Here is a 25,178-nt window from a genome sequence, read left to right as displayed (position 1 = left end):
GCTTGCTTGCTTGCTTGCGCAAGTTCTTTTCCATCGCGGCCCTCATGGACTCATCCGATTGCACTGAGGAGGAACACCGAACGACGAACAAAACGCTCGATAGAGTTCCCGCTCAACCGACCGCCATTCGGAATCGACCATGCGAAAACGCACTTTTGCTTCTCCCTGGGCAAGGAACTCCGCCAACAGCGCATTTCCGCTGTTACCGCGCAGATGCTCCATGAGACGCTTACGCAGATCAATGCTCGAACCAATATATATAACCTTGGTAGACTCCGCAACCGCCGAACCCTCCTCTTTTTCTTCTTTTAACCTCATTGCCATCCTGATCTCATATACGCCGGGGCTGCCGGGCACAAACGCCGACAATCCCGCGGCGGTCAAAGGAAGCAGCGGAGAAAAGCCTTCCGTGGCGACCAGATAGTCCCGGCACTCTCCACGGTATCGCTGGCCGGGAATGCCCAGATGATGTCTGATTGCGCCCACCGAACGCCGGGTGAGGCAGACGCCGTAATGGTGCCTCAAAAGCATGGCCAGGGCTTCGTCCGACCAGGGATGTCCCATCCTCCCGGCGAGAAGCAGCCCTTTTTCCACCTTGATCAGGGCGTCGAGCCGGTGGCAATGCAGCTGTCGCCGGCTCGGAAACAGCGTCCTCAGCGGATAGTGCTTGCCGTCCAGCGACCGGAACGACAGCCCCCGGACCAGCCGCGACAGGCGCCCCTCGTCAGGCACCATGGACAAGGCTCCCTGCGACACAAGCAGCTCGGACATCGCCGCCAGGCTCAGCGGAGTCATGCTCAGCGGGTCGCCGGTAGTCAGAAAGCCCGCCTGAATTTCGAGCAGCGTACGGATGACGCCGTGCGTCAATCTGTTGCGGCTGTTTATGAGACGCAATCGGCTCAGGGTCGCCGCCAAGGTCCGATTCGGGTGCAGTTGCTCCAGGCGGGGCTCGTCAAAGCGGTATTCCCTGGTAAAGGCATCGCAGTCGTACACGAACCGCAGATCGCCGTTTTCGCGCCGCACCTCCCCGAGCTGCAGCGATGCCGGCGCCGCCTCCGTCGCGAGGTCCCGGCATAGCGCGCCGTCGATGCTCAGCCATTTGACATGGTAGGCGAGCATCCGGAAGCCCGGCGACGATTCGATCTGGGCGACGAACCGGCAATAGGCTTTCAGCGGCAAGGTCAGGAAACGGGAAAGTTCTATTTTTCCAAGCAACGCCGAATCGAGCCTGTGCGCGTTGCCGTGCATTGAGGCATGTTGGTGTATCACGCTCGACTTCTCCCTGGCGATCGCCACCAACGAAGTTCACGCGCAGGGGAATCCGGATGTGACCGACTCGTGCGGCACGGAGCCTCTCATCAGCAGCCTTGAGATGACGCATACCGGCAATGCCGTGTCCACTTGGCCGGAGAGGTTCCATGGACCGCCTTGCCGCCGCACCGGAACGGGAGAACGCCTCCCCGGTTTTTGGGAGGAGATTCAATCCATTGGTTTTGAATGATTCTTCGATGCCAATTCGTGTCTGCGGACTATCCCTGCCGGGACGCCGGATATTTTATTGACATAGGAATCATTACCGGGAATGCCCCCCGATCCGCTCGATGCGAAAAATCGCGCGAGCGGAGGCCGCCTGCCATGGCAACCCGTCTCCACCGACGTAACGTCCATCAAAGGCAGGGGGTTTGAACACATCGCCGCGATCGCAGAGGAATCACGCTTTCCAGGTGCGGCGTCAAGGGTACCAGCGGACTTCCTCCGCTTCAACGCTCCCGCGTCACCAGCCAGATCCCGCCGCACACCAGGACCAGCGCCACGACGTTCTTCCATTCGAGGATGCTCTCGCCGAGGAAGATCGCCGACAGCACGGCGCCGAACACCGGGATCAGGAAGTTGAACACCGCCACCAGGCCGACGCGGTTGTACTTGAGCAGGACGGTCCACAAGGCGAACGCCGCCGAGGACAGGACCACCATATAAGCGAGCAGCGCCGTCGAAGCCGGCGTGAAGCCGCTCAGCGTCCCGCCGGTGGCATGGCCGCCGACGACCAGGGCCAGCCCGCCGATGCTGAGCTGGTAGCCGGTCAGGACGACCGAATCCATCGTCTGCGAAAGCTTCTTGCCGTAGATCGTGGCGGCGGACAGGATGAACGCGGCGATCACCACGAACCCCTCGCCGAGCAGCGTGAAGTTGAAATCGAGCAGGTCCGGGCTGAAGTTCACCGCCATCACCCCGGCGAAGCCGATCAGGCAGCCGGCGGCCTTGTTGAAGTTCAGGCGGTCGTTGCGGTAGATGTAGTGCGCCAGCAGGACGCTGAAGAACGTGCCGGTGGCGTTCATGATCGAACTCTTCACGCCGGTCGTGTAGGCCAGCCCGACGTAGAAGAACACGTACTGCAGCGAGGTCTGCGTCAGGCCCAGCAGGCTGGTGGACAAGAGATTCCGCAGGTTCAGGACGAAGATGTTGCGGCGCATGAACATGGCCAGCACGAGCAGCAGCAGGCCAGCGAACACGAAGCGGTAGCCGGCGAACACCATTTTCGACGGAATGTCGTTGGCGGCGATGCCGAACATGGCGTAGCCGTTCTTGATCGCGGGATAGGCGCTGCCCCAGAGCAGGCAGCAGAACGAGGCGAGCAGGACGACGACGCGCCGGTCGGAGAAAAAGGGATGCGGGTTCATGGATCGAATCGGTAGTCTATTTTTCCAGGGTCACCAGCCAGATGCCGGAGCACACGAGCGCCAGCGCGGCCAGGTTCTTCCATTCGAGAAAGGTCTCCCCGAGAAAGAGCGCGGAGAGGATGGCGCCGAAGATCGGCACCAGGAAGTTGAACACGCTGACCATGCCGACCCGATTGTATTTGAGCAGCACGCTCCACAGCGTATAGGCGATCGAGGAGTTGAGCACGAGATAGCCGAGGACCAGCGCCGACTTGACGGTGAGCCGCGCCATCTCCGCGCCCGATGCGTAGCCGATCGCCAGCAGCACCGTGCCGCCGATGGTCGAACTGCCAGCCCGTCATCAGGCTGGAATCCATCTGCCGCGAAACGTGCTTGCCGTAGACCATGCCGGCGGCCATGAAAAATGCCGACAGCACCACGCTGCCCTCGCCGATCGCCGTAAAGCTGAAATCCAGCAGGTCATGGTTGAAATTCACCACCAGCACGCCGGCGAAACCGATCAGGCAGCCGAGGCTCTTGGCCCACGTCAGGCGGTCGTTCCGGTAAATGAAATGCGCCAGCAGGACACCGAAGAAGGAGACGGTGCCGTTCAGCACCGAGCTCTTGACGCCGGTGGTATACGCCAGCCCGAGGTAGAAGAAGACGAACATGACCGAGGTCTGCAGCAGGCCCAGCGCCGCCACCTCCCGCCAGTTCTTCGCGCTCAGCCCGAAAACGTCTTTCTGCGCAACGACGGCGGCGCCGAGCAACACCGCGCCGGCCAGCAGGCAGCGCCAGCCGGCGAAGACGAACTTGCCGGCCATGTCGCCCGGCGCGATGGCAAACAGGGCGAAGCCGCTCTTGATCGCCGGATAGGAGCTGCCCCACAGCAGGCAGCACAGCGTGGCCAGCAGCATCACGCTCTTGCGCTCGGAGAAAAAGGGATGCGGATTCAGCGCCTGGCGGCTCATGTCGTGCTCGTCACCTGGAGCGGACGTCGAAGGCCCGCCCCGAAAAAGAAAAAGGCGTGTCCGGATGGCTTCACGCCCCGGGGCACGCCGCAGAGAAGGAGGATTTCTGCTGGGGCTCCATTATCCGGAGGATATTAAGTCAATCAATCGTATTGATACAATTGAAACGATAATTTTTTCTTATTGAACCCGCCATGGATTTCCGCCAGTTCCGTTACTTCGTCGCCGCGGCCGAAGAACTGCACTTCGCGCGCGCGGCGGAAAAGCTGGGCATCGCCCAGCCCGCCCTGAGCCAGCAGATCAAGGCGCTCGAACAGCAGCTCGGCACGCGCCTTTTCCTGCGCGCCAAGCGCCGCGTGGAACTCACCGAAACCGGCGCGGTGTTCCTGGAAGAGGTGCGGGCCGCCCTCGCCCAGGCCGACCGGGCCGTGCGCGTGGTGCGCAACATGGCGCGCGGCGAGGCGGGCCAGATCGACATCGGTCTGGTCGGCTCGGCGATGTACGAACCGCTGTTCACGCGCCAGCTGAACCTCTACCGGCAAGCGCACCCGGACGTGCAGATCGCGCTGCACGAACTGCCGATCCTCACGCAGATCGAGGCCGTGAGGACGCAGCACCTCGACATCGCCATCGTCCGCGACCCGCTTCCGGACGCCCTGCTCCACGGCGTCGAACACTTCCTGCTGTCCACCCAGCAGCTGGTCGCCGTGCTGCCGGAAACGCACCCGCGCGCCGCGGACGCCGCGATCCGGCTGAGCGACCTCGCCGACGACACCTTCATCGCCTTCGACGACCCGGCGGGCGTGGGCATCGGCCAAGCCCTGCTGGACCTGTGCCGGGAGGCGGGCTTCGCGCCGCGGATCACCCAGAAGGTCTCGGAAATCGCCACGCTGATCAGCCTGGTCGCCGCCGGCTTCGGCGCGGGGCTGGTCGCCGGGATCGTGTCCCACCTGCGCCTGCCCGGCGTCTGCTACCGCCCGCTGGCGGCGACGGACGCCTCGTCGAGCCTGATCGTGATCCATCGCCGCTTCGAACGTTCGACTTCCGTGCGCAGCCTGCTGGACGGCATCCGGAAAACCGCCCGGCCGCTGCCGCGCTGACGCCCGCGCAAGCGCGCTACGCCGACCAGAGCGGCGGTTCCTGCATCAGCGCGATCTGCTCGCGCAACTCCAGGATGCGCTCCTCCCAGTAACGCTGCGTGTTGAACCAGGGAAAGGCGGCCGGAAACGCCGGATCGTGCCAGCGCCGGGCCAGCCAGCCCGCGTAATGGATCAGGCGCAGCGTGCGCAGGGCTTCGACGAGGTGCAGCTCGCGCGTGTCGAATTCATGGAAATCCTCGTAGCCGGCCAGGATGTCGGCCAGCTGGCGCGACTGCTCCTCGCGCCCGCCGGACAGCAGCATCCACAGGTCCTGCACGGCCGGCCCCATGCGCGCGTCGTCGAAATCGACGAACCACGGCCCGCCGCCTTCGCCCTCGACCCACAGCACGTTGCCCGCGTGGCAGTCGCCGTGCAGGCGCAGCGTCGCCACCTCCCCGGCGCGCTCGTAGCAGCACCGCGCGCCGTCCAGCGCCTGCTCGACGACGCCGAAATAGACGCCGGCCAGATCGGCCGGCAGGAAGCCGCCGCGCCGGAGAAAATCGCGGGGTTCCTCGCCGAAGCTGCGCAGGCCGATCTCGCCGCGCTCGCGGAAGGGCCGCCGCCCGCCGACGGCGTGGATGCGCCCCATGAACCGCCCCATCCATTCCAGCGTCTCGCGCCGCTCGAATTCCGGCGCCCGGCCGCCCTGGCGCGGAAAGACCGCGAAGCGCAGGTCGCCGTGGCGATGCAGCGTGCGCCCCTCGATGACCTGCGGCACGACGACCGGCAGTTCGGCCGCGGCCAGTTCCAGCGAGAACGCATGCTCCTCGAGAATCGCCGCGTCCGGCCAGCGCCCCGCCCGATAGAACTTGACCACCCGCGCCGCGCCCTCCTCCATGAACACCTGGTAGACGCGGTTCTCGTAGCTGTTGAGCGCGAGCAGGCGCCCATCCGGCCGCAGGCCGACGCTTTCCAGCGCATCGAGCAGCGAGTCGGGCGTCAGGGTGGCAAACGGCGTCTCGAAGGACGTCGCATCGGCGGCGGACATGCGGTCTCCCGGATCGGTCGAAGGATGGCTTTTCAGGATACACCGGAACGGCCGGCGCCACCGATGCGGTAAGATGCGTGGCTTGCCGCCACCGGAACCATCGAAACCAACGGAGCACGAGCCCGATGAGCGACCAATCCATCGAGATCAGCGAACACGCCGGCGTGCGTTACCTGCACTTTTCCGCCGCGTGGATTCAGGGCGCGATGCGCATCCAGCGTCCGAACGCCCTCGAACTCGCCTACACGCGCGAGATGATGGCCGGCCTGCTGCTGCGCGAACCGCCCTGGCCGCGCAATGCGCTGCTGATCGGCCTGGGCGCCGGCTCGCTGGCCAAGTTCATCTACCACAAGCTGCCCGCGACGAAGATCACCGTCGTGGAAATCGACCCGCAGGTCGAGATCGTCGCGCGCCTGCACTTCAAGCTGCCCGACGATCCGCGCCGCCTGCGCGTCGTCATCGGCGACGGCGCGCGCTTCATGCTGCGGGACGGCGAGCACTACGACTACATCCTCATCGACGGCTTCGACAAGGAGGGTAAGGCCGGCGCCCTCGACACCGAACCGTTCTACCAGGCCTGCCGCGCGCGCCTGACCGCCGAGGGGCTGCTCTCGGTCAACCTGCTCGGCCGCAGCCGGGGATTTTCCGCCAGCAAGGACCGCATCGCCGCCGCCTTCGACGACCGGGCCTTCGTCTTTCCTTCCTGCGACAGCGGCAACGCCATCGCCTTCGCGCGCGACGGCGCGCCGGTCGACACCAGCTTCGAGGAACTGCTGGAACGCGCCGAGACCGTCCGGCGGCAGACCGGCCTGAATCTCACGGCAACGGTGCGCCGCCTGCGGGAGGAAGGCTGCCTGTTCAGGGACCAGCTGCTGTTCTGAGCGCTTCCCCGGCTATTCCGCCGCCCGCCCGGCCATGTCGAGCACGTGGCCGGCCATGGCCTGCACCACGGCTTCGGCCTCGCCGACCGGCGGCGCCAGTTCGAAGGTCACGCCGGGATGCTGGCGATGCAACTCGTCGAGCTGCTGCGGCACGTCGTGTATCAGGTGCCCGCCCCGGGCAATGAACAGCGGCACCACCAGGATGCGGACGAACCCTTCCGCCACCAGTTTTTCCACGCATTCGGCAAGATCCGGCGGCATCAGCTCCATGAACGCCAGTTCGACGCGCAGCCCCGGCGCGCGGGCGGCGACCGCGTCGCGCACGCGGCGCAGGGGCAAGGCCCACGCCGCTTCGCGGGCGCCGTGGGCGATGAGTACGAACGCGGTCTCGGCCATGGAAATCTCCTCAAGAAACAGGAATCGGACGGCGGGCACCGGCCGCAGAGGAAGCGATTGTAGCGCAGCGCCCGTCCTGCGCCGGCCGCGTTCCGGCGGGCCTCGGCGCACTGCCCGGCGCCGGCCGGAACGGGGATTGCGCGTTGCTCCGGCCGCGCCTTAGAATTCGGTCCTGCTCATGCGAGCCGCCAGACGAGGCGAAAACGGGCGCGTCCCGACCGTCCATGATGCCGCCCTTGCCGCCGCGTTCGGGAAGAGAGCGAGCGCACGGTATAGAATGGCGCCATCCCGTTGACGCACCGACCCAGGAGCCAGGATGAACAACGAAACAGACCGCGAAGCGGTCCCGGAACCCCCCAATCCGATCGGCATGGACGGCATCGAGTACATCGAGTTCGCCACGTCCAAACCCCAGGCGCTGGGCGGCATTCTGGAAAGAATGGGCTTCCGCCTGGTGGCCCGGCACCGCTCCCGCGAGATCGAGCTGTACCGCCAGGGCTCGATGAACCTGGTGGTCAACTCGCATCCGGCCGACATTCCGCGCACCGTCACGCCGGTCGAGCGGCCGGTCATCAGCGCCGTGGCCCTGCGCGTGCGCGACGCCGACGCGGCCTATCGCCGCGCGCTGGATCTCGGCGCCTGGGAAATCCCGGTGCACGCCCGCGCCATCGAGCTCAACGTCCCGGCCATCCACGGCGTCGGCGAGAGCCTGATCTACTTCGTCGACCGCTACGACGAGTTCTCGATCTTCGACATCGATTTCCGCGCCATTCCGGGCGTCGACCCGCATCCGCCGGCGATCAACGGAATGCATTACTTCGGCCTCGTGCAGTACGTCGGCACCGACCGGACGCTCGACTGGGCCGAGTTCTACGGCCAGATCTTCGGTTTCCGCCAGCTGCCCGACACCGTGCGCTTCGGCATCATGCCCAAGGGCCTGCTGCTGCAGAGCCCGTGCGCCAGGTTCTACCTGCAGCTGATCGAGCCGGACGGCGCCGCCCAGTACGCGCCGATGGAAGAGCATTTCCAGCGCATCGGCCTGGGCACGCCGGACGTGATCGCCACCACCCGCGAACTGGAAAAACGCGGCATCGAGTTTCTCTCCACCGACAAGGTCCACACCACCGAACGCGGCGCGCTGACGGCGGCCATGCTCGGCGGCATGATGTTCGAGCTGGTTCATACCCAAGACGGGAAATAAGCCGTGCCACTGAATTTCAATGATTTTGGAATCGACTGCGCCTCGATGGCCGGGTCGCTGGAAACCCGCCTGGCGGCCGCCCGCCAGTCCGGTTTCACGCATGCGATGATCGCCGCCACGGACATCGTCGGCCATCCGGCGAACACCGAGACGGCGGTGCGGACGATCCGCGACAGCGGCCTGCGCGTCACCGGGCTGGAAGCCCTGCGCGATTTCGAAGGCCTGTCCGGCAAGCTGCACGAGTACAAAGTTGACGTCGCCAAGTCGATGCTGGAGCTGTGCAGCCGGATCGGCGGGCGCCTGCTGCTGACCGAAGCGTCCGCGTCGGCGCACGCCGACATCGATCCGGAGAAGATCGCCCGCGATCTGCGCAAGCTGGCCTTCCTGGCGCTGCCGATGGGCATCCGCATCGCCTTCAAGGGCGTTTCGTGGAGCCGCACGGTGCGCGATTTCCCGACCGCCGCCGAGATCATTTCGCTGGCCGACTGCCCCAACCTCGGGCTGGCCATCGACGCCTTCGACGTGATCGCCGCCGGCGTGCCGCTCGACGATCTCGACCTCGTCTTCCCGGACCAGATCTTCCTGGTGCAGCTCTCGGATTTCATGCTGCAGGAAATCCGCTCCACCGACGAACAGGCCGCCACCGCCGCGCACTTCCGCGTCTTCCCCGGCGAGGGCGCGCACAGCGAGGACATCGCCCGCTTCATCGTCAAGCTCGAGGAAATCGGCTACTTCGGCGACTACAGCTTCGACGTGTACAACACCGACTATCTGCAGATGCCCGCCGAAACCATCGCCGACCGCGCCCGGCGGGCCGCTGAATGGCTCGGCGAAACGGTGCTGCGGCGGACCCTGCCGGTGCCCAACATGGAGCGCCTGCGCGCCGCGCGGCAAGCCGGCAACAGGAACTAGGCCGGCGGCATTCCGTCCCTGCGGCGGCCGCCGCGGCCGTCCCCGCCGCGCGGGGACGCGCGGGCACGCCGCCCGGCCGCCGCCTTCCGGCGCGATTTCGGGTACGATTCGGCCACCCGCCAGGGCATCATCCTGGCCTCGCACGAGGGGATTCCCATGAGCAACCGCAAAATCCTCGTCGTCGACGACGACAAACGGCTTCGCGATCTCCTGCATCGCTATCTGGGCGAACAGGGCTTCACCGTCCGCGTGGCGGAAAACGCCGAAGCGATGGACAAGGCGCTCGCGCGCGACACCTTCGACCTGATCATCCTCGACCTCATGCTGCCCGGCGAGGACGGCCTGTCGATCTGCCGCCGGCTGCGCGCCGGCGAACCGCAGCAGGCGATCATCATGCTCACCGCCAAGGGCGACGAGATCGACCGCATCGTCGGCCTGGAAATGGGCGCCGACGACTATCTGCCCAAGCCGTTCAACCCGCGCGAACTGGTCGCCCGCATCCAGGCCGTGCTGCGCCGGCGGACCGCCGTGGTGCCCGGCGCGCCGACCACGGAAAACAAGGTGATCGCCTTCGGGAACGTGGAGATCGACCTGGCCACGCGGACGCTGAAGCGCAACGGCGAGCCGCAGTCGCTGACCACCGGCGAGTTCGCCGTGCTCAAGGTCCTGCTCGAACACCCGCGCCAGCCGCTCTCCCGCGACCGGCTGATGACGCTGGCGCGCGGCCGCGAGCAGGGCCCGTTCGACCGCGCCATCGACGTGCAGGTCTCCCGCCTGCGCAAGCTGGTCGAACCCGACCCGGCGACGCCGCGCTACCTGCAGACGGTGTGGGGCTTCGGCTACGTATTCATCCCCGACGGCGAGACCAAGTGACGCCGCCGCGCCGGCCCGTTCCGCAAACGCTGCTCGGCCGCGCCTTCCTCCTCATCAGCCTGCTGATCTTCGCCTCCGGCGGCACGTGGTTCGCCCTGTTCAGCCTGGCCGAACGCGAACCGCGCGCCCTGCAGCTGGCCCAGCTGACCGCCAGCGTGGTCAACCTGACTAGCGCCGCGCTGGTCGCCGCCGATCCGGCCAAGCGCGTCGCCCTGCTGCAGGACCTGGCGGACAGCGAAGGCGTCCACCTGTACCCGGCCGAGGACAGCGACGCCGTCACCCCGCTGCCGGACACCTACTTCTTCGACGTGATGAAACAGGCCACCGCCGCCCAGCTCGGCCCGCACACGCGCTTTGCCAGCGAAGTCAACGGGCAGCCCGGCGTGTGGGTCAGCTTCTCGCTCGGCGACGACGATGACAATGACGACGATTACTGGCTGATGCTCCCCGGCGAGCACGCCAAGGAATTCGTCCCCTGGCAGTGGCTCGGCTGGGGCGCCGCCTCGCTGGCGCTGGCGCTGCTGGTGGCCTGGCTGATCGTCTCGCGCATCACCCGGCCGCTGCGCGCGCTGGCACGGGCGGCGCGGGAACTCGGGCGCGGCCGCTTCCCCGCGCCGGTACAGGAATCCGGCGCCAGCGAACTGCGGCAGCTGGCGCAGACCTTCAACCGCATGTCCGAGGACCTGCAGCGCATCGCCGCCGAGCGCACGGAGGTGCTCGCCGGCATCTCGCACGACCTGCGCACCCCGCTCGCCCGGCTGCGCCTGGAAAGCGAGCTGTCGATCGCCGACGAGAGCGCGCGCGCCGCGGCCATCGCCGATATTGAGCAGATGGACGCGATCATCGCCCAGTTCCTCGACTACGCGCGCGGCGACGGCGACGAGCCGCCGGTCGAGACCGACGTCAACGCCCTCGTCGAACAGGCCGCCGCCCGGCACGGCCGCAGCGCCGCCATGCCGCAGCTCGACCTCGGGCCGCTGCCGCCCGGCGTACGCGTCCGGCCCAAGGCGCTGTCGCGCGCCGTCGCCAACCTGCTCGACAACGCCCGCAAATACGGCGCCGCCCCGTTCGCCGTCGTCACCCGGCACCAGCGCGGCGAAATCGTCATCGACGTCGTCGACAGCGGCCCCGGCGTCCCCGCCGCCGACCTTGAACGCCTGAAGCGCCCCTTCACCCGCCTGGAAAACGCCCGCACCGACACCACCGGCACCGGACTGGGCCTGGCCATCGTCGACCGCATCGCCCGCCTGCACGGCGGAAAATTCGAACTGCTCAACCGGCCCGAAGGCGGATTGATCGGGCGGTTGCGACTGCCGACAGCTTAAAAAAACGAAAAGCGCGGATCGAAACACCGCCAGACAGGCGCCCCATGACTCAAGGCACGCCTGCTGGGCAGGATTTTCCGCGGTCAGGCGGGAACGCCGAGAATGACGTGGCTGGCCTTGAACAGCGCCGTCGCGGGCGTGCCGATCGCGAGTCCCAGTTCCTCGACGGCATCGTTGGTCACGACGGCGTAGACAACCGCACCTCCCACCAATTCGATGCCGACTTCGGCGTTGATCGCCCCTTTTTCCAGGCGCACCACTTTTCCGGCCAGTTGATTCCTGGCCGAGAAGCGCACGGTCGGCTGGCCCGAGAGGAGCATGACCCAAGGCGCCTTGACGTAGGCGATCGCATCCTTGCCGACCGCCAGGCCGAGCGATCTCACGCTGCCTTCGGTGACGATGGCGACGATCCTGTCGCCGCCGGCCACGGTCAGTTCGACCTCGGCATTGACGGCGCCATTGACCAAGGCGGTGATCTTTCCCTTGAAAACGTTGCGCGCACTGACATTCATTCGTTTCTCCTTTGCCCAAAAGCGACTGGCCCGATTTTCGCTATATACGATAGAATAGATCGCATGCAGCGGGATGGCGATTCACTGTACGCGAATGCGCTGTGCAAAAACAACCATAGCGGATTCGTTGAAAAATACAGGAGATTCGCTACTGCCCGGAGAGCCTGTCCGTGTTGTATACCTGACAATATTTCGAAGGCCCATGGAGCAAAACCTACATCAGCGGCTGCAAGGCAAACTGCAAGTCGACACGGAATTCGGCACCTTCCTCGGCGACACGCGCATCCGCCTGCTGGAAGCCATCGCCGTCCATGGCTCGATCTCCCGGGCCGCCAAGGCGGTGCCGCTCTCGTACAAGGCGGCGTGGGACGCCGTCGATGCGATGAACAATCTGGCCGATCAGCCGCTGGTCATCCGCTCGACCGGCGGCCGCCACGGCGGCGGGACGGCGCTGACCGACTATGGGCGCAAGCTCGTGGCGCTCTACCGGGCGCTGGAGGCGGAATACCAGAGCGCCCTGGATCGCTTGGCGGCGACGATGGCCGATGGCCAGAGCGGCGATCTGAACCATTTCCGCCAGGTCATCAAGCGGCTGGCGGTGAAAACCAGCGCCCGCAACCAGTTTTCCGGGACGATAAATGCCTTGCGCGAGGGCGACGTCGATTTCGAAGTCTGCGTGCGCCTGGACGGACAGACCGAACTGGTGGCGATCATTACCCGCGAATCGGCGGAAAGCTTCGGGCTGCGCATCGGGATGGAGGTCACCGCCCTGGTCAAGACTTCGTCGATCCTGCTGCACACCGATCCGGACCTGAAGCTGAGCGCGCGCAACCAGTTGTGGGGAGAGGTGACGCGCATTGCGGACGGCGCCGTCAATGCCGAGGTGATCCTGACGGTTCCCGGCGGCAAGACGGTCTGCGCCGTCGTCACCCACGCCAGCGTGCGGCGCCTCGGACTCGCGGTGGGCGTGCGCGCCTGCGCCGTGTTCAAGGCCTCGTCGGTCATTCTTTGCCAGTATGCGTGAGTTCTCACGCCTTTCCAGGAGCCATTGCCATGAAACTTCTATCGAAACTGCTGTTTGTCCTGATCCTCGCCGCGAACGCTTCGGCCCGCGCCGATGAAATCCAGGTCGCCGTGGCGGCCAACTTCACGGCGCCGATGCAACAGATCGCCGCCGAGTTCGAGAAGGACACCGGCCACAAGGCCGTGCTGTCGTTCGGCGCGACGGGCAAGTTCTACGCCCAGATCACCAACGGCGCGCCGTTCGAGGTCTTCCTGGCCGCCGACGACGAGACGCCGGCCAAGCTGGAGAAGGAATACCTGATCGCTCCGCACACCCGCTTCACCTACGCCATCGGCAAGCTCGTGCTGTGGTCCGCCAAGCCGGGCGTGGTCGACGACAAGGGCGAAGTGCTGAAAAAGGGCGACTTCAAGCATCTTTCCCTGGCCAATCCGAAAACCGCGCCCTACGGCGCGGCGGCGATCGAGACGATGAAGAAACTCGGCGTCCATGACGCGCTGCAGGCGAAATTCGTGCAGGGCGAGAACATCAGCCAGGCGCATCAGTTCGTCGCCACCGGCAACGCCGAACTGGGCTTCGTCGCGCTGTCGCAAGTCTACAAGGACGGCAAGATCACCTCGGGTTCCGCCTGGATCGTCCCGGCCGAGCTGTACCAGCCGATCCGGCAGGATGCCGTGGTGCTGGCCAAGGCCAAGAACAAGCCGGCCGCGCTCGCGCTGGCCGAGTACCTGAAATCGGCCAAGGCCAAAGCCATCATCAAGACCTACGGCTACGAGTTCTGACCCGTCGCGGCGGCGGGCGCTCAGTCCGTCACGAAGCGGATCTGCTGCCGCCGCGGCCGGCTCGGCTGGGCCAGGTGGTCGAGCGGCAGCACGTGCGTCTGCTTGACCTTCTGCAGGGCGATGTTGCTCTTGATGTGCGCCACGCCCGGCAGGCGCAGCACGCGCTTCATCATCAGCTCGGAGAAGGCCTGCAGGTCGGGCGCGACGATGCGCAGGAAATAGTCGGCGTCGCCGGTCACCGAATAGCATTCCATCACTTCCGGCATAGCCGAGACGGCGTTTTCGAAGGCGTCCGACTGCGCCGTGCCGTGGCGTTCCAGGACGACGTGGGCGAACGCCGTGACGCCTAGGCCGATGGCCACCGGGTCGAGCAAGGCCGCATAGCCGGCGATCAGCCCCGATTCGCCGAGGCGCTGCAGCCGGCGGCTGATCTGCGACGCCGAGAGATTGACCGACGCGCCGAGCGTGGCGTTGGTGGCGCTGCCGTCGCGCTGCACGGCGTCAAGCAGCGCGAGATCGTAGCGGTCGAACGTTATGGTTTGCATACAAACCTCTTTATACGCACATTGTGTGCATGATAAACCTTTGCAGGCTAAAAAACGAATTCCTGTTGTTCGTGCGTCGCGTGAAAATATCTCTTTCCCATATTCCCGGCATCGCTCATGAACCTCACCGAATCCCTCCTCCACGCGCTCAAGGCGCACGGCGCCCGCCAGATATTCGGCATTCCGGGCGATTTCGCCCTGCCCTTCTTCCGCATCATCGAACAGACGCGGATTCTGCCGCTCTACACGCTGTCGCATGAACCGGCGATCGGCTTCGCCGCGGACGCCTCGGCGCGCATCACCATGGGGCTCGGCGTCGCCGCCGTCACCTACGGCGCCGGGGCCCTGAACATGGTCAACGCGGTCGCCGCGGCGTACGCCGAGAAGTCGCCCGTGGTCGTGCTCTCCGGTGGGCCGGGCAAAGGCGAGTCGCGCTCCGGCCTGCTCCTGCACCACCAGGCCAAGACGCTCGATTCGCAGTTCCAGATGTACCGCGAGATCACCTGCGACCAGGTGCGCCTGGACGACGCAGCGCGCGCGCCCGAGGACATCGCCCGCGTGCTCGCCAGTTGCCTGCGCCACTCGCAGCCGGTGTACATCGAAATCCCGCGCGACATGGTGGCGCAGCCCTGCGCGCCGGTCGCGCGCATGCCGGAACCGCCGGTCGACGGCGAGGCGCTCGACGCCTGCGTGGCGGACATCCTCGCCCGCCTGCGCCGGGCGCGCGCGCCGGTGCTGATGGCCGGCGTGGAGGTCCGCCGCTTCGGACTGGAGGAAAAGGTGGCGCGGCTGTCCGGCCGCCTGGGCCTGCCGGTCGTCACCAGCTTCATGGGGCGCGGCCTGCTCGTCGAGCACGACGCGCCGCTGGTCGGCACCTACATGGGCGTCGCCGGGCTGCCCGAAGTCACCCGCCTGGTCGAGGAGTCCGACGGGCTGTTCCTGCTCGGCGAGATCCTCAGCGACACCAATTTCGCCGTCTCCGAAACGCGCATCGACCTGCGCAAGACGATCCAGGCGCTCGACGGACAGGTGACGCTCGGCTACCACACCTACCCGGACATTCCGCTGGCCGCGCTGGTTGACCGCCTGCTGGCGTCGGTTCCCGAAGCGGGCAAGCCGGCGGCGGCCGCGCGGCGGCAGGCGTTCCCGGCCGGCCTCGCCGCCGACGGCGCGGCGATCACGCCGACCGACGTCGCCACCGCGGTCAACGACCTGATGGCCGAGCACGGCAAGCTGCCGATCGCCGCCGACATGGGCGACTGCCTGTTCACCGCCATGGAAATCGCCTTCACCCCGCTCGTCGCGCCGGGCTACTACGCCACCATGGGCTACGGCGTCCCGGCCGGCCTGGGCCTGCAGGCGGCCACCGGCCGGCGGCCGCTGATCCTGGTCGGCGACGGCGCCTTCCAGATGACCGGCTGGGAGCTCGGCAACTGCCGGCGCTACGGCTGGGACCCGATCGTCCTGCTGTTCAACAACGCCGGCTGGGAAATGCTGAGGACCTTCCAGCCGGAATCGTCGTTCAACGACCTCGGCCACTGGGGCTACGCTGAAATGGCCGCCGGCCTCGGCGGCCACGGCGTGCGCGTCGCCACGCGGGTGGCACTGAAAGCCGCGCTGGACGAGGCGTTCGCCGCGCGCGGCCAGTTCCGCCTGATCGAGATCACCCTGCCGCCGGGCGTGCTCTCGGAAACCCTGCAGCGATTCGTCGCGGGAGTGAAGCGGCTGACGGGGTCGAAATGAAAAGCGGTTAACCACGGCGACACGGCGACACGGCGGGCACGGCGAAAAGCAATTCTTTGTTTTTCCGCCGTGCCCGCCCGCGTCGCCGTGGTCAATTAGTGTTTTCTTCCCCTTCCACGAACACCAGCACATCGCACTGCGATTCCGCGAGCACCTTTCTCGTCACGCTGCCGACGATCAGGTCTTCCAGCGGACTTTTCCCGTGCTTGCCCACGACGATGAGATCGCAGTCGAAGTCGTTCTCCTGTTCGATGACCTGCTGCGAGGCGTCGCCCTGGACGACCGCGAAGCGCGTCCCTTCCGCCGGCAGGCCGCTCCGCTCGCGCAGTTCGGCGAGGCTTTCCTGCGCCCGCTGGCGGGTGGCGAAGCGGTAGAGGCCGATCACGTCGTCGTCCACGTTGGCGAAGCGCAGGCGGCTTTCGAAGGGCACGTCGAAGGCGTGCATGAGAATGGTGTCCGCCTCGGGCGCGACGCGCTGCGCGAGGCGGAGCGCCTGCAGGGTCGGGGGAGAAAAATCGACCGGGGCCAGCACGGTCCGGTACGCGCCCCGCAGCGGCTGCTTGACCACCAGGATCGGCTGCCGGGCCTTGCTGATCATGCGCGCGGCGGTGGTGCCGAGGACCATGCTGCGGAAGACGCCGCTCTCCCCGCGCGCGCCGAGCACCAGCAGATCGGCCCGCGACGCCACGGCTTCGGCATGCAGCGTCGCCAGCAAGGGGCCGCACGCCACGCGGCACGTGACGTTCACGCCGCGCCGCGCGGCCAGATCGTCCGCGACGGCCTGCAGCTCGGCGCGCGCCGCGGCGATCAGCGTCTCGGCGAAACCCGGCGGCAGATCGGCCATCAACTGCTCCAGATCCTGCAACGGCGCCAGGCTGAGCACGTGCAGCAGATCGAGCTGCGCGCCCGTGCCGGCGGCGATGAATGCCGCCCGTTCGACGGCCTGTGTGGAAAAAGGGGAAAAATCCGTCGCCGCCAACACGTGTTTCAACCGAGCCATGGCTTCTCCTTCCGTTTTGCCAAAGGGGTACCTCGCACCAAGCTTGAAAACCGCCTCCTCCCGAGTGTATCGCGAACCACGTGAAAACGATCCCGACCGGAAACGGAGATCAGGTTTCACATTCTTGCCTTGACAATATTTGCCTGGGCAATTAATATCCGCCCCCCATGCTTCCCTCCACTTCCTTCCCTGATGTTCCGCCCGACGGCTGCGCTTCGGCTGCCGGCGACGAGAGCTTCGGCCTGTTGCTGCATTTCGTGCGGCAGGGGATGATCCACCACCTCGAACGGCTGCTGGCCGATAACGATCTCGGCGTCAATTTCACGCAGTACCGCGTGCTCAAGCAGCTCGCGCAGTCGCCGTGCCTGAGCGCCAGCGAACTGGCGCGCCGCCTGGAGCACGATGCCGGAGCCCTGACGCGGCTGCTCGACCGGCTGCAGGAAAGCGGCTTCATCCAGCGGCGCAGCTGCGCCACGGACCGCCGCTCGGTGCAGATTTCGCTGACCGACGCGGGACGCGCGCTGGCCCGGCCGCTGCGTTCCATTTCCGACCAGTTGACCGATCTCGCGCTGAGCGATCTGTCGGCCGAGGAAAAGGAAACCGTGGTGAACCTGCTCAGGCGCATCCGGGCCACGCTGGAACACCACAGTAATTGCCAAGGCAAACAATGAACTGGAAGTCACTCTGTCTGGCCGGCGCGGCCCTCCTCGCCGGCTGCGCCGACATGGGCGGCCTGGCGCCGCACGGCGCGCCGCGCGAGCCCGGCAGCGTCGCGGCCGCGCGCACGCTGGCCGGCGTGGCGCCGGCGCCCTGGCCGGCCGGCGACTGGTGGCGGCGCCTGGGCGACACGCAGCTCGACGCGCTGATCCGCGAAGCGCTGCGCGACAGCCCCGATCTGGCGGCCGCCGAGGCGCGGGTGCGGTACGCCGCGGCGCAGACCGGCACGGCGGCGGCCCTGCGCCGGCCGACGCTGGACGCCAACGCGAGCTTCCCCACCGCGCTGTCGGACGAGCATTTTCCGCGGCCGGTCGGCGCCTACGTCTCCGCCAAGCAGATCAACCTCGCCGGCGGCTACGACTTCGACCTGTGGGGCGGCAAGCGCGCCGCGTGGGAGGCGGCGCTCGGCCGGCAGCGCGCCGCCGAGGTGGACGCCAAGGCCGCCGAACTCACCCTCTCCACCCAGGTAGCGCAGGCCTACGCCGAGCTCGACTACGCCTTTTCGGCGCACGACGTGGCGCGGGCCGATCTCGAACGCGCCGAAAAACTGCTCGAACTGACGCGGCAGCGCGTCCAGGCCGGCATCGACAGCCTGGCCATGCAGCGCCAGGCCGAATCCGGGCTGGCGGGCGCCGAACAGACCGGCGCGCAGGCGGCGCAGCGCATCGAATCGGCGCGCATCCGGCTGGCCGTCCTGCTCGGACAAGGGCCGGATCGCGGCCTGGCGATCGAACGCCCGCGGCCGCTCGACGCCGCGGAACTGGCGGTGCCGGAAAACCTGCCCGCCGAACTGCTCGGGCGCCGCCCCGACATCGTCGCCGCGCGCTGGCGCGTGGAGGCCGCCCGCAGCGAAATCGACGCGGCCAAGGCGCTGTTCTTCCCGAACGTCAGCCTGAGCGCGGTCATCGGCCTGCTCTCGGCGCACGCCTCCGATCTCTTCGACGCCGCCAGCCGCTTCAGCCTGGCGACGCCCGCCGTGTCGCTGCCGCTGTTCGACGGCGGCCGCCGACGCGCCAACCTGGACGGCCGCGACGCCGAGTACGACCTCGCCGTCGCGCAGTACGACCGGACGCTGATCGCCGCCTTCAACGAGGTGGCGGAAAACCTCAGCCAGCTGCGCTCGCTGCGCGCGCAGCTGGCGGCGCAGGAGCAGTCGCTGGCGAGCGCCCGGCAGGCCTGGGACCTGTCGATGCAGCGCTACCGCAACGGCGTCGGCGGCTACCTGGAGACGCTGATCCTGCAGCAGGCGCTGCATCAGGCCGAGGATCGCCTGTCCGCCATCCAGTCCCGCCGCATCGAGGCCTCGATCGGCCTGGTGCGCGCCCTGGGCGGCGGCTTCCGCGCCGAGGGTGTCCCGTTCGCCGCGGCGGACCTCGCCGCCACCCCGGAAAACGCTGCCGCGCGCCGCGCCGGCAGCACGGAGATCAAGGAAAACCGACCATGAGCAAAAATGAACACGCCGCCCCGAAAACCGCCCGCCCGCGCCGTCGGCAATGGCTGCTCGGACTGGCGTTCGTGGTCGTCGTCGCCGGACTCGGTTCGGCCGCCTACTACTTCCTGCACGGACGCTGGTTCGAGAGCACCGAGGACGCCTACGTCAACGGCAACGTGATCCAGATCACGCCGCAGACGGCCGGCACGGTGGTCAACATCCATGCCGACAACAACGGGCGGGTCAAGGCCGGGCAGGTGCTCGCCGAACTCGACCCCAGCGACGCGCGGGTGGCGCTCGAACAGGCCGAGGCCAACCTGGGCCGCACGGTGCGCCAAGTGCGCGGACTCTACGCCAACGTCGGCGGCCTGCGCGCGGAAGTCGCCTCGCGCCGCACCATGCTCGAACGGGCGCAGGCCGATTTCGAGCGGCGCAAGGGCCTGGCCGCCACCGGCGCGATCCCGGCCGAGGAACTGGCGCACGCGCGCGAGGCGCTGACCGCGGCCGAAAGCGCGCTGGCCGCCTCCGACCAGCAGCTGGCGAGCAGCCACGCGATGGTCGACAACACGGCGCTGTTCACGCATCCCGAGGTCAAGGCCTCCGCCGCCGCGCTGCGCCGCGCCTACCTCGATTACGCGCGCAGCCGGCTGCTGGCGCCGGCCGACGGCTACGTGGCGCAGCGCAGCGTGCAGATCGGCCAGCGCGTGCAGCCCGGCGCGCCGCTGATGGCCGTGGTGCCGCTCGACCAGTTGTGGGTCGACGCCAACTTCAAGGAAACGCAGCTGCGCCACATGCGCATCGGCCAGCCGGTGACGCTGCGCGCCGATCTCTACGGCGGCGAGGTGACCTACCACGGCAAGGTCAACGGGCTCGGCATCGGCACCGGCAGCGCCTTCTCGCTGCTGCCGGCGCAGAACGCCACCGGCAACTGGATCAAGATCGTCCAGCGCGTGCCGGTGCGCATCGCGCTCGACCCGCAGGAGCTGGCCGAGCACCCGCTCAGAATCGGCTTGTCGATGCACGCCGAGGTGGACATGCACGAGCGCGTCGGCCCGGTGCTGGCGCAGGCGGCGAGCGACCGCCCGCTGTTCTCGACCGACGTCTATGCGCGTCAGCTCGACGAAGCCGGGCAGCTGGTCGCGCGCATCATCGAGGCCAACACCGGGAAAGCCGAGGCCGTGAAGGTGCGGCAGGCCGATGCGGCGGGGAAAAGCAGTTAATCACGGCGCATGCCGGTCGGCCGGGCACTCCTCCCCCTTCAAGGGGGAGGTTGGGAGGGGGATGGGGTGGTTTCCTCCAACGCATCTCCCCCATCCCCACCCCAACCCTCCCCTTGAAGGGGAGGGAGAGAGGCCGGCGGTGGGACGCCCGAGCGATTGCCCCATGGTTGAACCGAGGTATCCAGAATGAAACCCCAATTCCAGCCCGCCCACATGGGGCTGTGCACGGTGGCCCTGGCGCTCGCCACCTTCATGCAGGTGCTCGACACCACCATCGCCAACGTCTCCCTGCCGACGATCGCCGGCAACCTGGGCGTGAGCACCGACCAGAGCACCTGGGTGATCACCGCCTTCGCCGTGAGCAACGCCATCGCCCTGCCCCTGACCGGCTGGCTGACGCGCCGCTTCGGCGAGGTGCGCCTGTTCGTGCTGGCGACGCTGCTGTTCACCCTCACCTCGTTTCTCTGCGGCATCGCCTTCAGCATGGGCAGCCTGGTCGGTTTCCGCGCGCTGCAGGGCTTCGTCGCCGGGCCGATGTACCCGATCTCGCAGGCGCTGCTGATTTCCATCTATCCGTTCGACAAGCGTTCGCACGCGCTCGCGCTGCTGTCCACGGTGACCGTGGTGGCGCCGATCGCCGGGCCGATCCTCGGCGGCTGGATCACCGACAACTATTCGTGGCCGTGGATCTTCTTCATCAACGTGCCGATCGGGCTGTTCGCCAGCTTCATCGTCTGGCAGCAGATGCGCGGCAGGCCGGAACGGCTGGAGACGCCGCGCATGGACTACGTCGGCCTGGTCACGCTGGTGATCGGCGTCGGCGCGCTGCAACTGGTGCTCGACAAGGGCAACGAGGAGGACTGGTTCAATTCCGACTTCATCGTCGCCACGGCCATCGTCTCGGCCGTCGCGCTGGCCATCTTCCTGATCTGGGAGCTGACCGACGACGAGCCGATCGTCAATCTCCGCCTGTTCCGCCACCGCAACTTCAGCGCCGGCACGCTGGTGCTGATGCTGGCCTACGGCGGCTTCTTCTCGATCGGCCTGCTGGTGCCGCAGTGGCTGCAGACGCAGCTGCACTACACCGCCGTCTGGTCGGGCCTGGCCTCGGCGCCGATCGGCCTGCTGCCGGTGATGCTCACGCCCTTCGTCGGCAAGTACGCCGCGCGCTTCGACCTGCGCGTGCTGGCCTCGTGCGCCTTCCTGGCGATGGGGCTGGCCAGCCTCTACCGTTCCGGCTTCACCGCCGAGGTCGACTTCGCCCACGTGGCCTGGGTGCAGTTCTTCCAGGGCTTCGGCATCGCCTTCTTCTTCATGCCGGTGCTGACCATCCTGCTGTCCGACCTGGAAGGCCACGAGATCGCCGCCGGCTCGGGCCTCGCCACCTTCCTGCGCACGCTCGCCGGGAGCTTCTCGGCGTCCTACACGACCTACCTGTGGGGCCACCGCGCGGTGCTGCACCACGCGCGCCTGACCGAGGGCATCTCGCCCTACGACCCGGCGACGCAGAGCGCCCTGCAGGCGCTCGGCCAGGGCGACGTGCAGCGCGCCGCGGCGCTGATCGACCGCATGATCACGCAGCAGGCGTACCAGATTTCCTTCAACGAAATCTGCCATGCGCTCGGCTGGATGTTCGTCGCGCTGATCCTGGTGCTCTGGCTGGCGCGGCCGCCGTTCCAGCGCAGCGCGCCGGCCAAGGCATCGTCCGACGGCGGCGCCGCCGCGGCCTCGGCGGCGGCGCACTGAAGATGCGGCCAGGGCATCAACACCTCCCCCTTCAAGGGGGAGGCTGGGTGGGGGATGGGGTGTTCGAGGCCGGAATTCCATGAGGTTTACCGACGTTTGAACCCCATCCCCACCCCGTCCCTCCCCTTGAAGGGGAGGGAGAGCACTGCCGGCGCCGGCTTTTGCAGATGCGGCGAAGAAGCGGATAATGCGCGCTGCTCCGGGGCGCCCTCCCGACGGCGCGCGCGCCGCGACAGGAAACCGGCGGCTTTTTCCCCGGCCTTCCGTCACGCATTCAGAACACGATCCAGACGCATGAACCTCCCCGCCACGACACGCACCGCAGCCGGCCTCCCGAGGCGCCCATGAAGGAACAGAATTCGCGCGCCATCGCCTTCACCGTCGCCGCGGCGTTCTTCATGGAAACGCTCGACGCATCCATCATCACCACGGCGCTGCCGGCGATCGGCGCGGGTTTCGGCACCACCGCGCTCGGCGTCAGCGCGAGCGTCACGGTCTATCTGGTGGCCATGGCGGTCTTCGTCCCGGCGGCGGGCTGGTGCGGGGAACGCTACGGCGCGCGCCGGGTGTTCGCCGCGGCGGTCGGCGTGTTCACCTTCGCCTCGCTGCTCTGCGGGCTGGCGCCTTCTCTCTGGACGCTGATCGCCGCGCGCACGCTGCAGGGCGCGGCGGCGGCCTTCATGTCGCCCGTCGGGCGCTTCGTGGTGCTGCGGGAAACGCCGCAGAACCGCATCATCGAGGCGATCGCCACCATCACCTGGCCGGGGCTGATCGCGCCGGTGCTCGGCCCGCCGCTCGGCGGCTTCATCGTCTCGCACGTCTCCTGGCACTGGATCTTCCTGATCAACGTGCCGCTGGGCGCCATCGGCGTCTGGCTGGTGCTGCGCTACATCCCCTATCGCGCGCCGACCCGGCAGGCCCGCTTCGACACGCAAGGCTTCGTCCTCACCGCGCTCTCGCTCGCCGCGCTGGTCGAGGGCCTCGCCGAACTCGGCGAACGCCATGGCGGCAGGACGTGGCCGCTGCTGCTCATCGCCGTCGGCATCGCCGCCGGCGTCGCGGCGGTGCGGCATGCGCGGCGCACGCCGGACCCGATGCTCGACCTGCGCGCGCTGGCCGTGCCCACCTTCGCCCTGGCGGTCGCCAGCGCCGGCTTCATCTCGCGCGTGGCGATCAACGCCTCGCCCTTCCTGCTGCCGCTGATGTTCCAGATCGGCTTCGGCATGTCGCCCACGCAGGCCGGGCTGATGGTGCTGGTCTACATGGCCGGCAACCTGCTGATGAAGAGCGCCACCACGCCGGTGCTGCGCCGCTTCGGCTTCCGCCGGGTGCTCACGGTCGAACGGCGCGCTGTGCACGGCGACGCTGGTGGCCTGCGGCCTGCTCGCGCCGGGCCACCCCATGCCGCTGATCTACGCGGTGCTGCTGGCCGCCGGAATGACCCGCTCGATGAACTTCACCACCATCACCACGCTGGCCTTCGCCGACGTGAACGCCGAGCAGCGGGCCGGCGCCAGCGCATTGGCGACGATGTTCCAGCAGGTGGCGATGACCCTCGGCGTGGCCTTCGCGGCGTTCGCGCTGGGCGCCTCGCAGATGCTGCGCGCGGCGCCGTCGCTCGGGCTGGCCGACTTCCGCTACGTGTGGTTCGCCATCGCCCTGCTGATGGGGCTGGCGACCGCCGGCGCCCTGCGCCTCGACCGCGCGGCGGGCGCCACGATTTCCGGCAGGCAGCCCTGAGCGCCGGCTCTCAGCGCAGGTCCATCGGCACGTAATCGCGCACGTCCGGGCCGGTGTGGATCTGGCGCGGGCGGGAGATCTTCTGCTCGGCATCGGTCAGCAGTTCGAGCCAGTGGGCCACCCAGCCGCAGGTGCGCGGCACGGCGAACATGACCGTGAACATCGACGCCGGCAGCTTCATCGCGCGGTAGATCAGCCCGGAGTAGAAATCCACGTTCGGATAGAGCTTGCGCGAGACGAAGTAGTCGTCCTGCAGGGCGATCCGCTCCAGTTCGAGCGCGACGTCGAGCAGGCGGTTGTGGCCGGTGACCTTGAACACCTCCTCGGCGGTGGCCTTGATGATGCGGCAGCGCGGATCGTAGTTCTTGTACACGCGGTGGCCGAAGCCCATCAGGCGCTCGCCCTCGCCCTTCTTGACCCGCTCGATGAAAGCCGGGACGTTTTCCGGGCTGCCGATCTCCTCCAGCATGCGCAGCACCGCCTCGTTGGCGGCGCCGTGCAGCGGGCCATACAGCGCCGCCGCCGCGCCGGCCAGCGCCGAGTACGGATCGGCCTGCGACGAGCCGATCACGCGCATGGCGTTGGTGCCGCAGTTCTGCTCGTGGTCGGCGTGCAGGATGAACAGCACGTTCAGCGCGCGCTCCAGCACCGGGTCCGGCTCGTACTTGACCTCGGTCATGCGGAACATCATCTTCAGGAAGTTGCCGATGAAGCTCAGGCCGTCGTCGGGCAGGTTGAACGGCCAGCCGTGGTTGTGCCGGTAGGTGAAGGCGGCGATCGTCGCCGCCTTGGCGACCATGCGTTCGACCTGCAGGCGCCGGTTGGCCGGATCGGTCACCCGGCGGGCGTCGGGGTAGAGCGTGGACAGCGAGGCGACGGCGCTGATGAACACGCTCATCGGATGCGCGTTGTAGCGGAAGGTCTGGATCAGGTTCTGGATGTTGGTGTGCAGCAGCGTGTGGCGGCTGATGTCGTCCTCCCATTTGGTCAGCTGCCCGACGCTGGGCAGCTCGCCGAAGATGACGAGATACGCGGTCTCCAGGTAGCTGCTCTGCGCCGCCAGCTGCTCGATGGGGTAGCCGCGGTAGCGCAGGATGCCGGCGTCGCCGTCGATGTAGGTGATCGCGCTGCGCGTCGAGGCGGTGTTGGTGAAGCCCGGGTCGTAGCTCATCAGGCCGAAATCCTCCTGGTTCACCTTGATCCGGCGCAGGTCCATGGCCCGGATGGCCCCATCCACGATGGGAATCTCGTACGAGGTCCCGGTACGATTGTTGACGACTGAGAGCGTGTTTTTTGACATGGCGTTTAAGAAATAGACAAAGAAAACATTAACATCCACACAGGATGAGAAAGAAAATCCATTATTCCAGAAAACGC

At 67.4% G+C, this 25,178-nt stretch carries 23 protein-coding genes and 1 pseudogene; 14 read left to right on the top strand and 10 right to left on the bottom strand.

The genetic code is table 11. The features are described 5' to 3' along the window. Positions 1-42 precede the first annotated feature (42 nt). The 4 genes and pseudogenes from QM701_RS20670 to QM701_RS20655 all read right to left on the bottom strand — a co-directional run. Complete coding sequence (locus QM701_RS20670) at positions 43-1,248, bottom strand: hypothetical protein (protein ID WP_415168878.1); 1,206 nt, start codon at positions 1,246-1,248, stop codon at positions 43-45. A gap of 512 nt (positions 1,249-1,760) precedes the next feature. Then, entirely contained in the window at positions 1,761-2,678 is a 918-nt protein-coding gene (locus QM701_RS20665) for a DMT family transporter (protein WP_415168877.1), read from the bottom strand. A 16-nt stretch (positions 2,679-2,694) separates the two neighbouring features. Then, on the bottom strand, positions 2,695-2,949 hold the full coding sequence (locus QM701_RS20660; RefSeq protein ID WP_415169442.1) for an EamA family transporter: 255 nt from the start codon (positions 2,947-2,949) through the stop codon (positions 2,695-2,697). A gap of 556 nt (positions 2,950-3,505) precedes the next feature. Then, positions 3,506-3,574, bottom strand: a pseudogene (locus QM701_RS20655) (hypothetical protein); the annotation flags it as partial. 248 nt (positions 3,575-3,822) lie between these two features. Between QM701_RS20655 and QM701_RS20650 the strand changes: the two are divergent. Then, positions 3,823-4,728 (top strand): LysR substrate-binding domain-containing protein, encoded by a 906-nt coding sequence (locus tag QM701_RS20650; RefSeq protein WP_415168876.1) that lies wholly within the window; start codon positions 3,823-3,825, stop codon positions 4,726-4,728. 16 nt (positions 4,729-4,744) lie between these two features. Here QM701_RS20650 and QM701_RS20645 read toward each other — a convergent pair whose 3' ends face one another. Continuing rightward, the gene (locus tag QM701_RS20645; RefSeq protein WP_415168875.1) at positions 4,745-5,755 is read right to left on the bottom strand and encodes a serine/threonine protein kinase; all 1,011 of its coding nucleotides are present in this window, start codon (positions 5,753-5,755) and stop codon (positions 4,745-4,747) included. A 125-nt stretch (positions 5,756-5,880) separates the two neighbouring features. Here QM701_RS20645 and QM701_RS20640 point away from each other — a divergent pair, with 125 nt between their 5' ends. Further along, positions 5,881-6,636, top strand: coding sequence for a fused MFS/spermidine synthase (locus tag QM701_RS20640; RefSeq protein WP_415168874.1), 756 nt, complete (start codon positions 5,881-5,883; stop codon positions 6,634-6,636). Between the two features lie 12 nt (positions 6,637-6,648). Here QM701_RS20640 and QM701_RS20635 read toward each other — a convergent pair whose 3' ends face one another. Continuing rightward, on the bottom strand, positions 6,649-7,032 hold the full coding sequence (locus QM701_RS20635; RefSeq protein WP_415168873.1) for a sirohydrochlorin chelatase: 384 nt from the start codon (positions 7,030-7,032) through the stop codon (positions 6,649-6,651). A 316-nt stretch (positions 7,033-7,348) separates the two neighbouring features. Here QM701_RS20635 and QM701_RS20630 point away from each other — a divergent pair, with 316 nt between their 5' ends. The 4 genes from QM701_RS20630 to QM701_RS20615 all read left to right on the top strand — a co-directional run bounded on the left by QM701_RS20630 (position 7,349) and on the right by QM701_RS20615 (position 11,343). Next, positions 7,349-8,233 carry a VOC family protein gene (locus tag QM701_RS20630; protein WP_415168872.1) on the top strand — a complete coding sequence of 295 codons (885 nt, stop codon included), beginning with the start codon at positions 7,349-7,351 and terminating at the stop codon, positions 8,231-8,233. Positions 8,234-8,236: 3 nt separating this feature from the next. Next, positions 8,237-9,145: a sugar phosphate isomerase/epimerase family protein gene (locus QM701_RS20625; RefSeq protein WP_415168871.1), complete on the top strand. Its 909-nt coding sequence runs from the start codon at positions 8,237-8,239 to the stop codon at positions 9,143-9,145. 156 nt (positions 9,146-9,301) lie between these two features. Further along, positions 9,302-10,018 (top strand): two-component system response regulator OmpR, encoded by a 717-nt coding sequence (gene ompR, locus QM701_RS20620; RefSeq protein ID WP_415168870.1) that lies wholly within the window; start codon positions 9,302-9,304, stop codon positions 10,016-10,018. Beyond that, entirely contained in the window at positions 10,015-11,343 is a 1,329-nt protein-coding gene (locus tag QM701_RS20615) for an ATP-binding protein (RefSeq protein ID WP_415168869.1), read from the top strand. The genes ompR and QM701_RS20615 overlap by 4 nt, the downstream gene beginning before the upstream one ends. An 83-nt stretch (positions 11,344-11,426) precedes the next feature. Here QM701_RS20615 and QM701_RS20610 read toward each other — a convergent pair whose 3' ends face one another. Beyond that, positions 11,427-11,855 (bottom strand): TOBE domain-containing protein, encoded by a 429-nt coding sequence (locus QM701_RS20610; RefSeq protein ID WP_415168868.1) that lies wholly within the window; start codon positions 11,853-11,855, stop codon positions 11,427-11,429. A gap of 202 nt (positions 11,856-12,057) precedes the next feature. Here QM701_RS20610 and QM701_RS20605 point away from each other — a divergent pair, with 202 nt between their 5' ends. Then, positions 12,058-12,879, top strand: a complete 822-nt coding sequence (locus QM701_RS20605; protein ID WP_415168867.1) for a TOBE domain-containing protein — start codon at positions 12,058-12,060, stop codon at positions 12,877-12,879. A 29-nt stretch (positions 12,880-12,908) separates the two neighbouring features. Further along, on the top strand, positions 12,909-13,658 hold the full coding sequence (modA, locus tag QM701_RS20600) for a molybdate ABC transporter substrate-binding protein (RefSeq protein ID WP_415168866.1): 750 nt from the start codon (positions 12,909-12,911) through the stop codon (positions 13,656-13,658). 20 nt (positions 13,659-13,678) lie between these two features. Here the strand turns inward: modA and QM701_RS20595 are convergent, their stop codons facing one another. After that, positions 13,679-14,203 carry an Lrp/AsnC family transcriptional regulator gene (locus tag QM701_RS20595; RefSeq protein WP_415168865.1) on the bottom strand — a complete coding sequence of 175 codons (525 nt, stop codon included), beginning with the start codon at positions 14,201-14,203 and terminating at the stop codon, positions 13,679-13,681. Positions 14,204-14,320: 117 nt separating this feature from the next. Here QM701_RS20595 and ipdC point away from each other — a divergent pair, with 117 nt between their 5' ends. Continuing rightward, the gene (gene ipdC, locus QM701_RS20590; protein ID WP_415168864.1) at positions 14,321-15,946 is read left to right on the top strand and encodes an indolepyruvate/phenylpyruvate decarboxylase; all 1,626 of its coding nucleotides are present in this window, start codon (positions 14,321-14,323) and stop codon (positions 15,944-15,946) included. 91 nt (positions 15,947-16,037) lie between these two features. Here the strand turns inward: ipdC and QM701_RS20585 are convergent, their stop codons facing one another. Further along, entirely contained in the window at positions 16,038-16,946 is a 909-nt protein-coding gene (locus QM701_RS20585) for a universal stress protein (RefSeq protein ID WP_415168863.1), read from the bottom strand. Positions 16,947-17,113: 167 nt separating this feature from the next. On the opposite strand from QM701_RS20585, the gene QM701_RS20580 reads away from it, so the two are divergent. The 5 genes from QM701_RS20580 to QM701_RS20560 all read left to right on the top strand — a co-directional run bounded on the left by QM701_RS20580 (position 17,114) and on the right by QM701_RS20560 (position 23,836). After that, positions 17,114-17,617: a MarR family winged helix-turn-helix transcriptional regulator gene (locus tag QM701_RS20580; RefSeq protein WP_415168862.1), complete on the top strand. Its 504-nt coding sequence runs from the start codon at positions 17,114-17,116 to the stop codon at positions 17,615-17,617. Further along, a complete protein-coding gene (locus QM701_RS20575) occupies positions 17,614-19,107 on the top strand; it encodes an efflux transporter outer membrane subunit (protein WP_415168861.1) in 1,494 nt (497 codons plus the stop codon). The genes QM701_RS20580 and QM701_RS20575 overlap by 4 nt, the downstream gene beginning before the upstream one ends. Then, positions 19,104-20,315 carry an HlyD family efflux transporter periplasmic adaptor subunit gene (locus tag QM701_RS20570; RefSeq protein ID WP_415168860.1) on the top strand — a complete coding sequence of 404 codons (1,212 nt, stop codon included), beginning with the start codon at positions 19,104-19,106 and terminating at the stop codon, positions 20,313-20,315. The genes QM701_RS20575 and QM701_RS20570 overlap by 4 nt, the downstream gene beginning before the upstream one ends. A gap of 186 nt (positions 20,316-20,501) precedes the next feature. Next, complete coding sequence (locus QM701_RS20565; RefSeq protein ID WP_415168859.1) at positions 20,502-22,061, top strand: DHA2 family efflux MFS transporter permease subunit; 1,560 nt, start codon at positions 20,502-20,504, stop codon at positions 22,059-22,061. Positions 22,062-22,405: 344 nt separating this feature from the next. Then, positions 22,406-23,836, top strand: a complete 1,431-nt coding sequence (locus tag QM701_RS20560; protein WP_415168858.1) for an MFS transporter — start codon at positions 22,406-22,408, stop codon at positions 23,834-23,836. Here QM701_RS20560 and QM701_RS20555 read toward each other — a convergent pair. After that, positions 23,812-25,038: a citrate synthase gene (locus tag QM701_RS20555; RefSeq protein WP_415168857.1), complete on the bottom strand. Its 1,227-nt coding sequence runs from the start codon at positions 25,036-25,038 to the stop codon at positions 23,812-23,814. The genes QM701_RS20560 and QM701_RS20555 overlap by 25 nt on opposite strands. Between the last annotated feature and the right edge of the window lie 140 nt (positions 25,039-25,178).

Origin of the sequence: Propionivibrio sp., from assembly GCF_047602565.1 — a bacterium.
Lineage (GTDB): Bacteria > Pseudomonadota > Gammaproteobacteria > Burkholderiales > Rhodocyclaceae > Propionivibrio.
The sequence above is the reverse complement of the archived record's forward strand: the minus strand, read 5'-3'. Positions and strand labels throughout refer to the sequence as shown.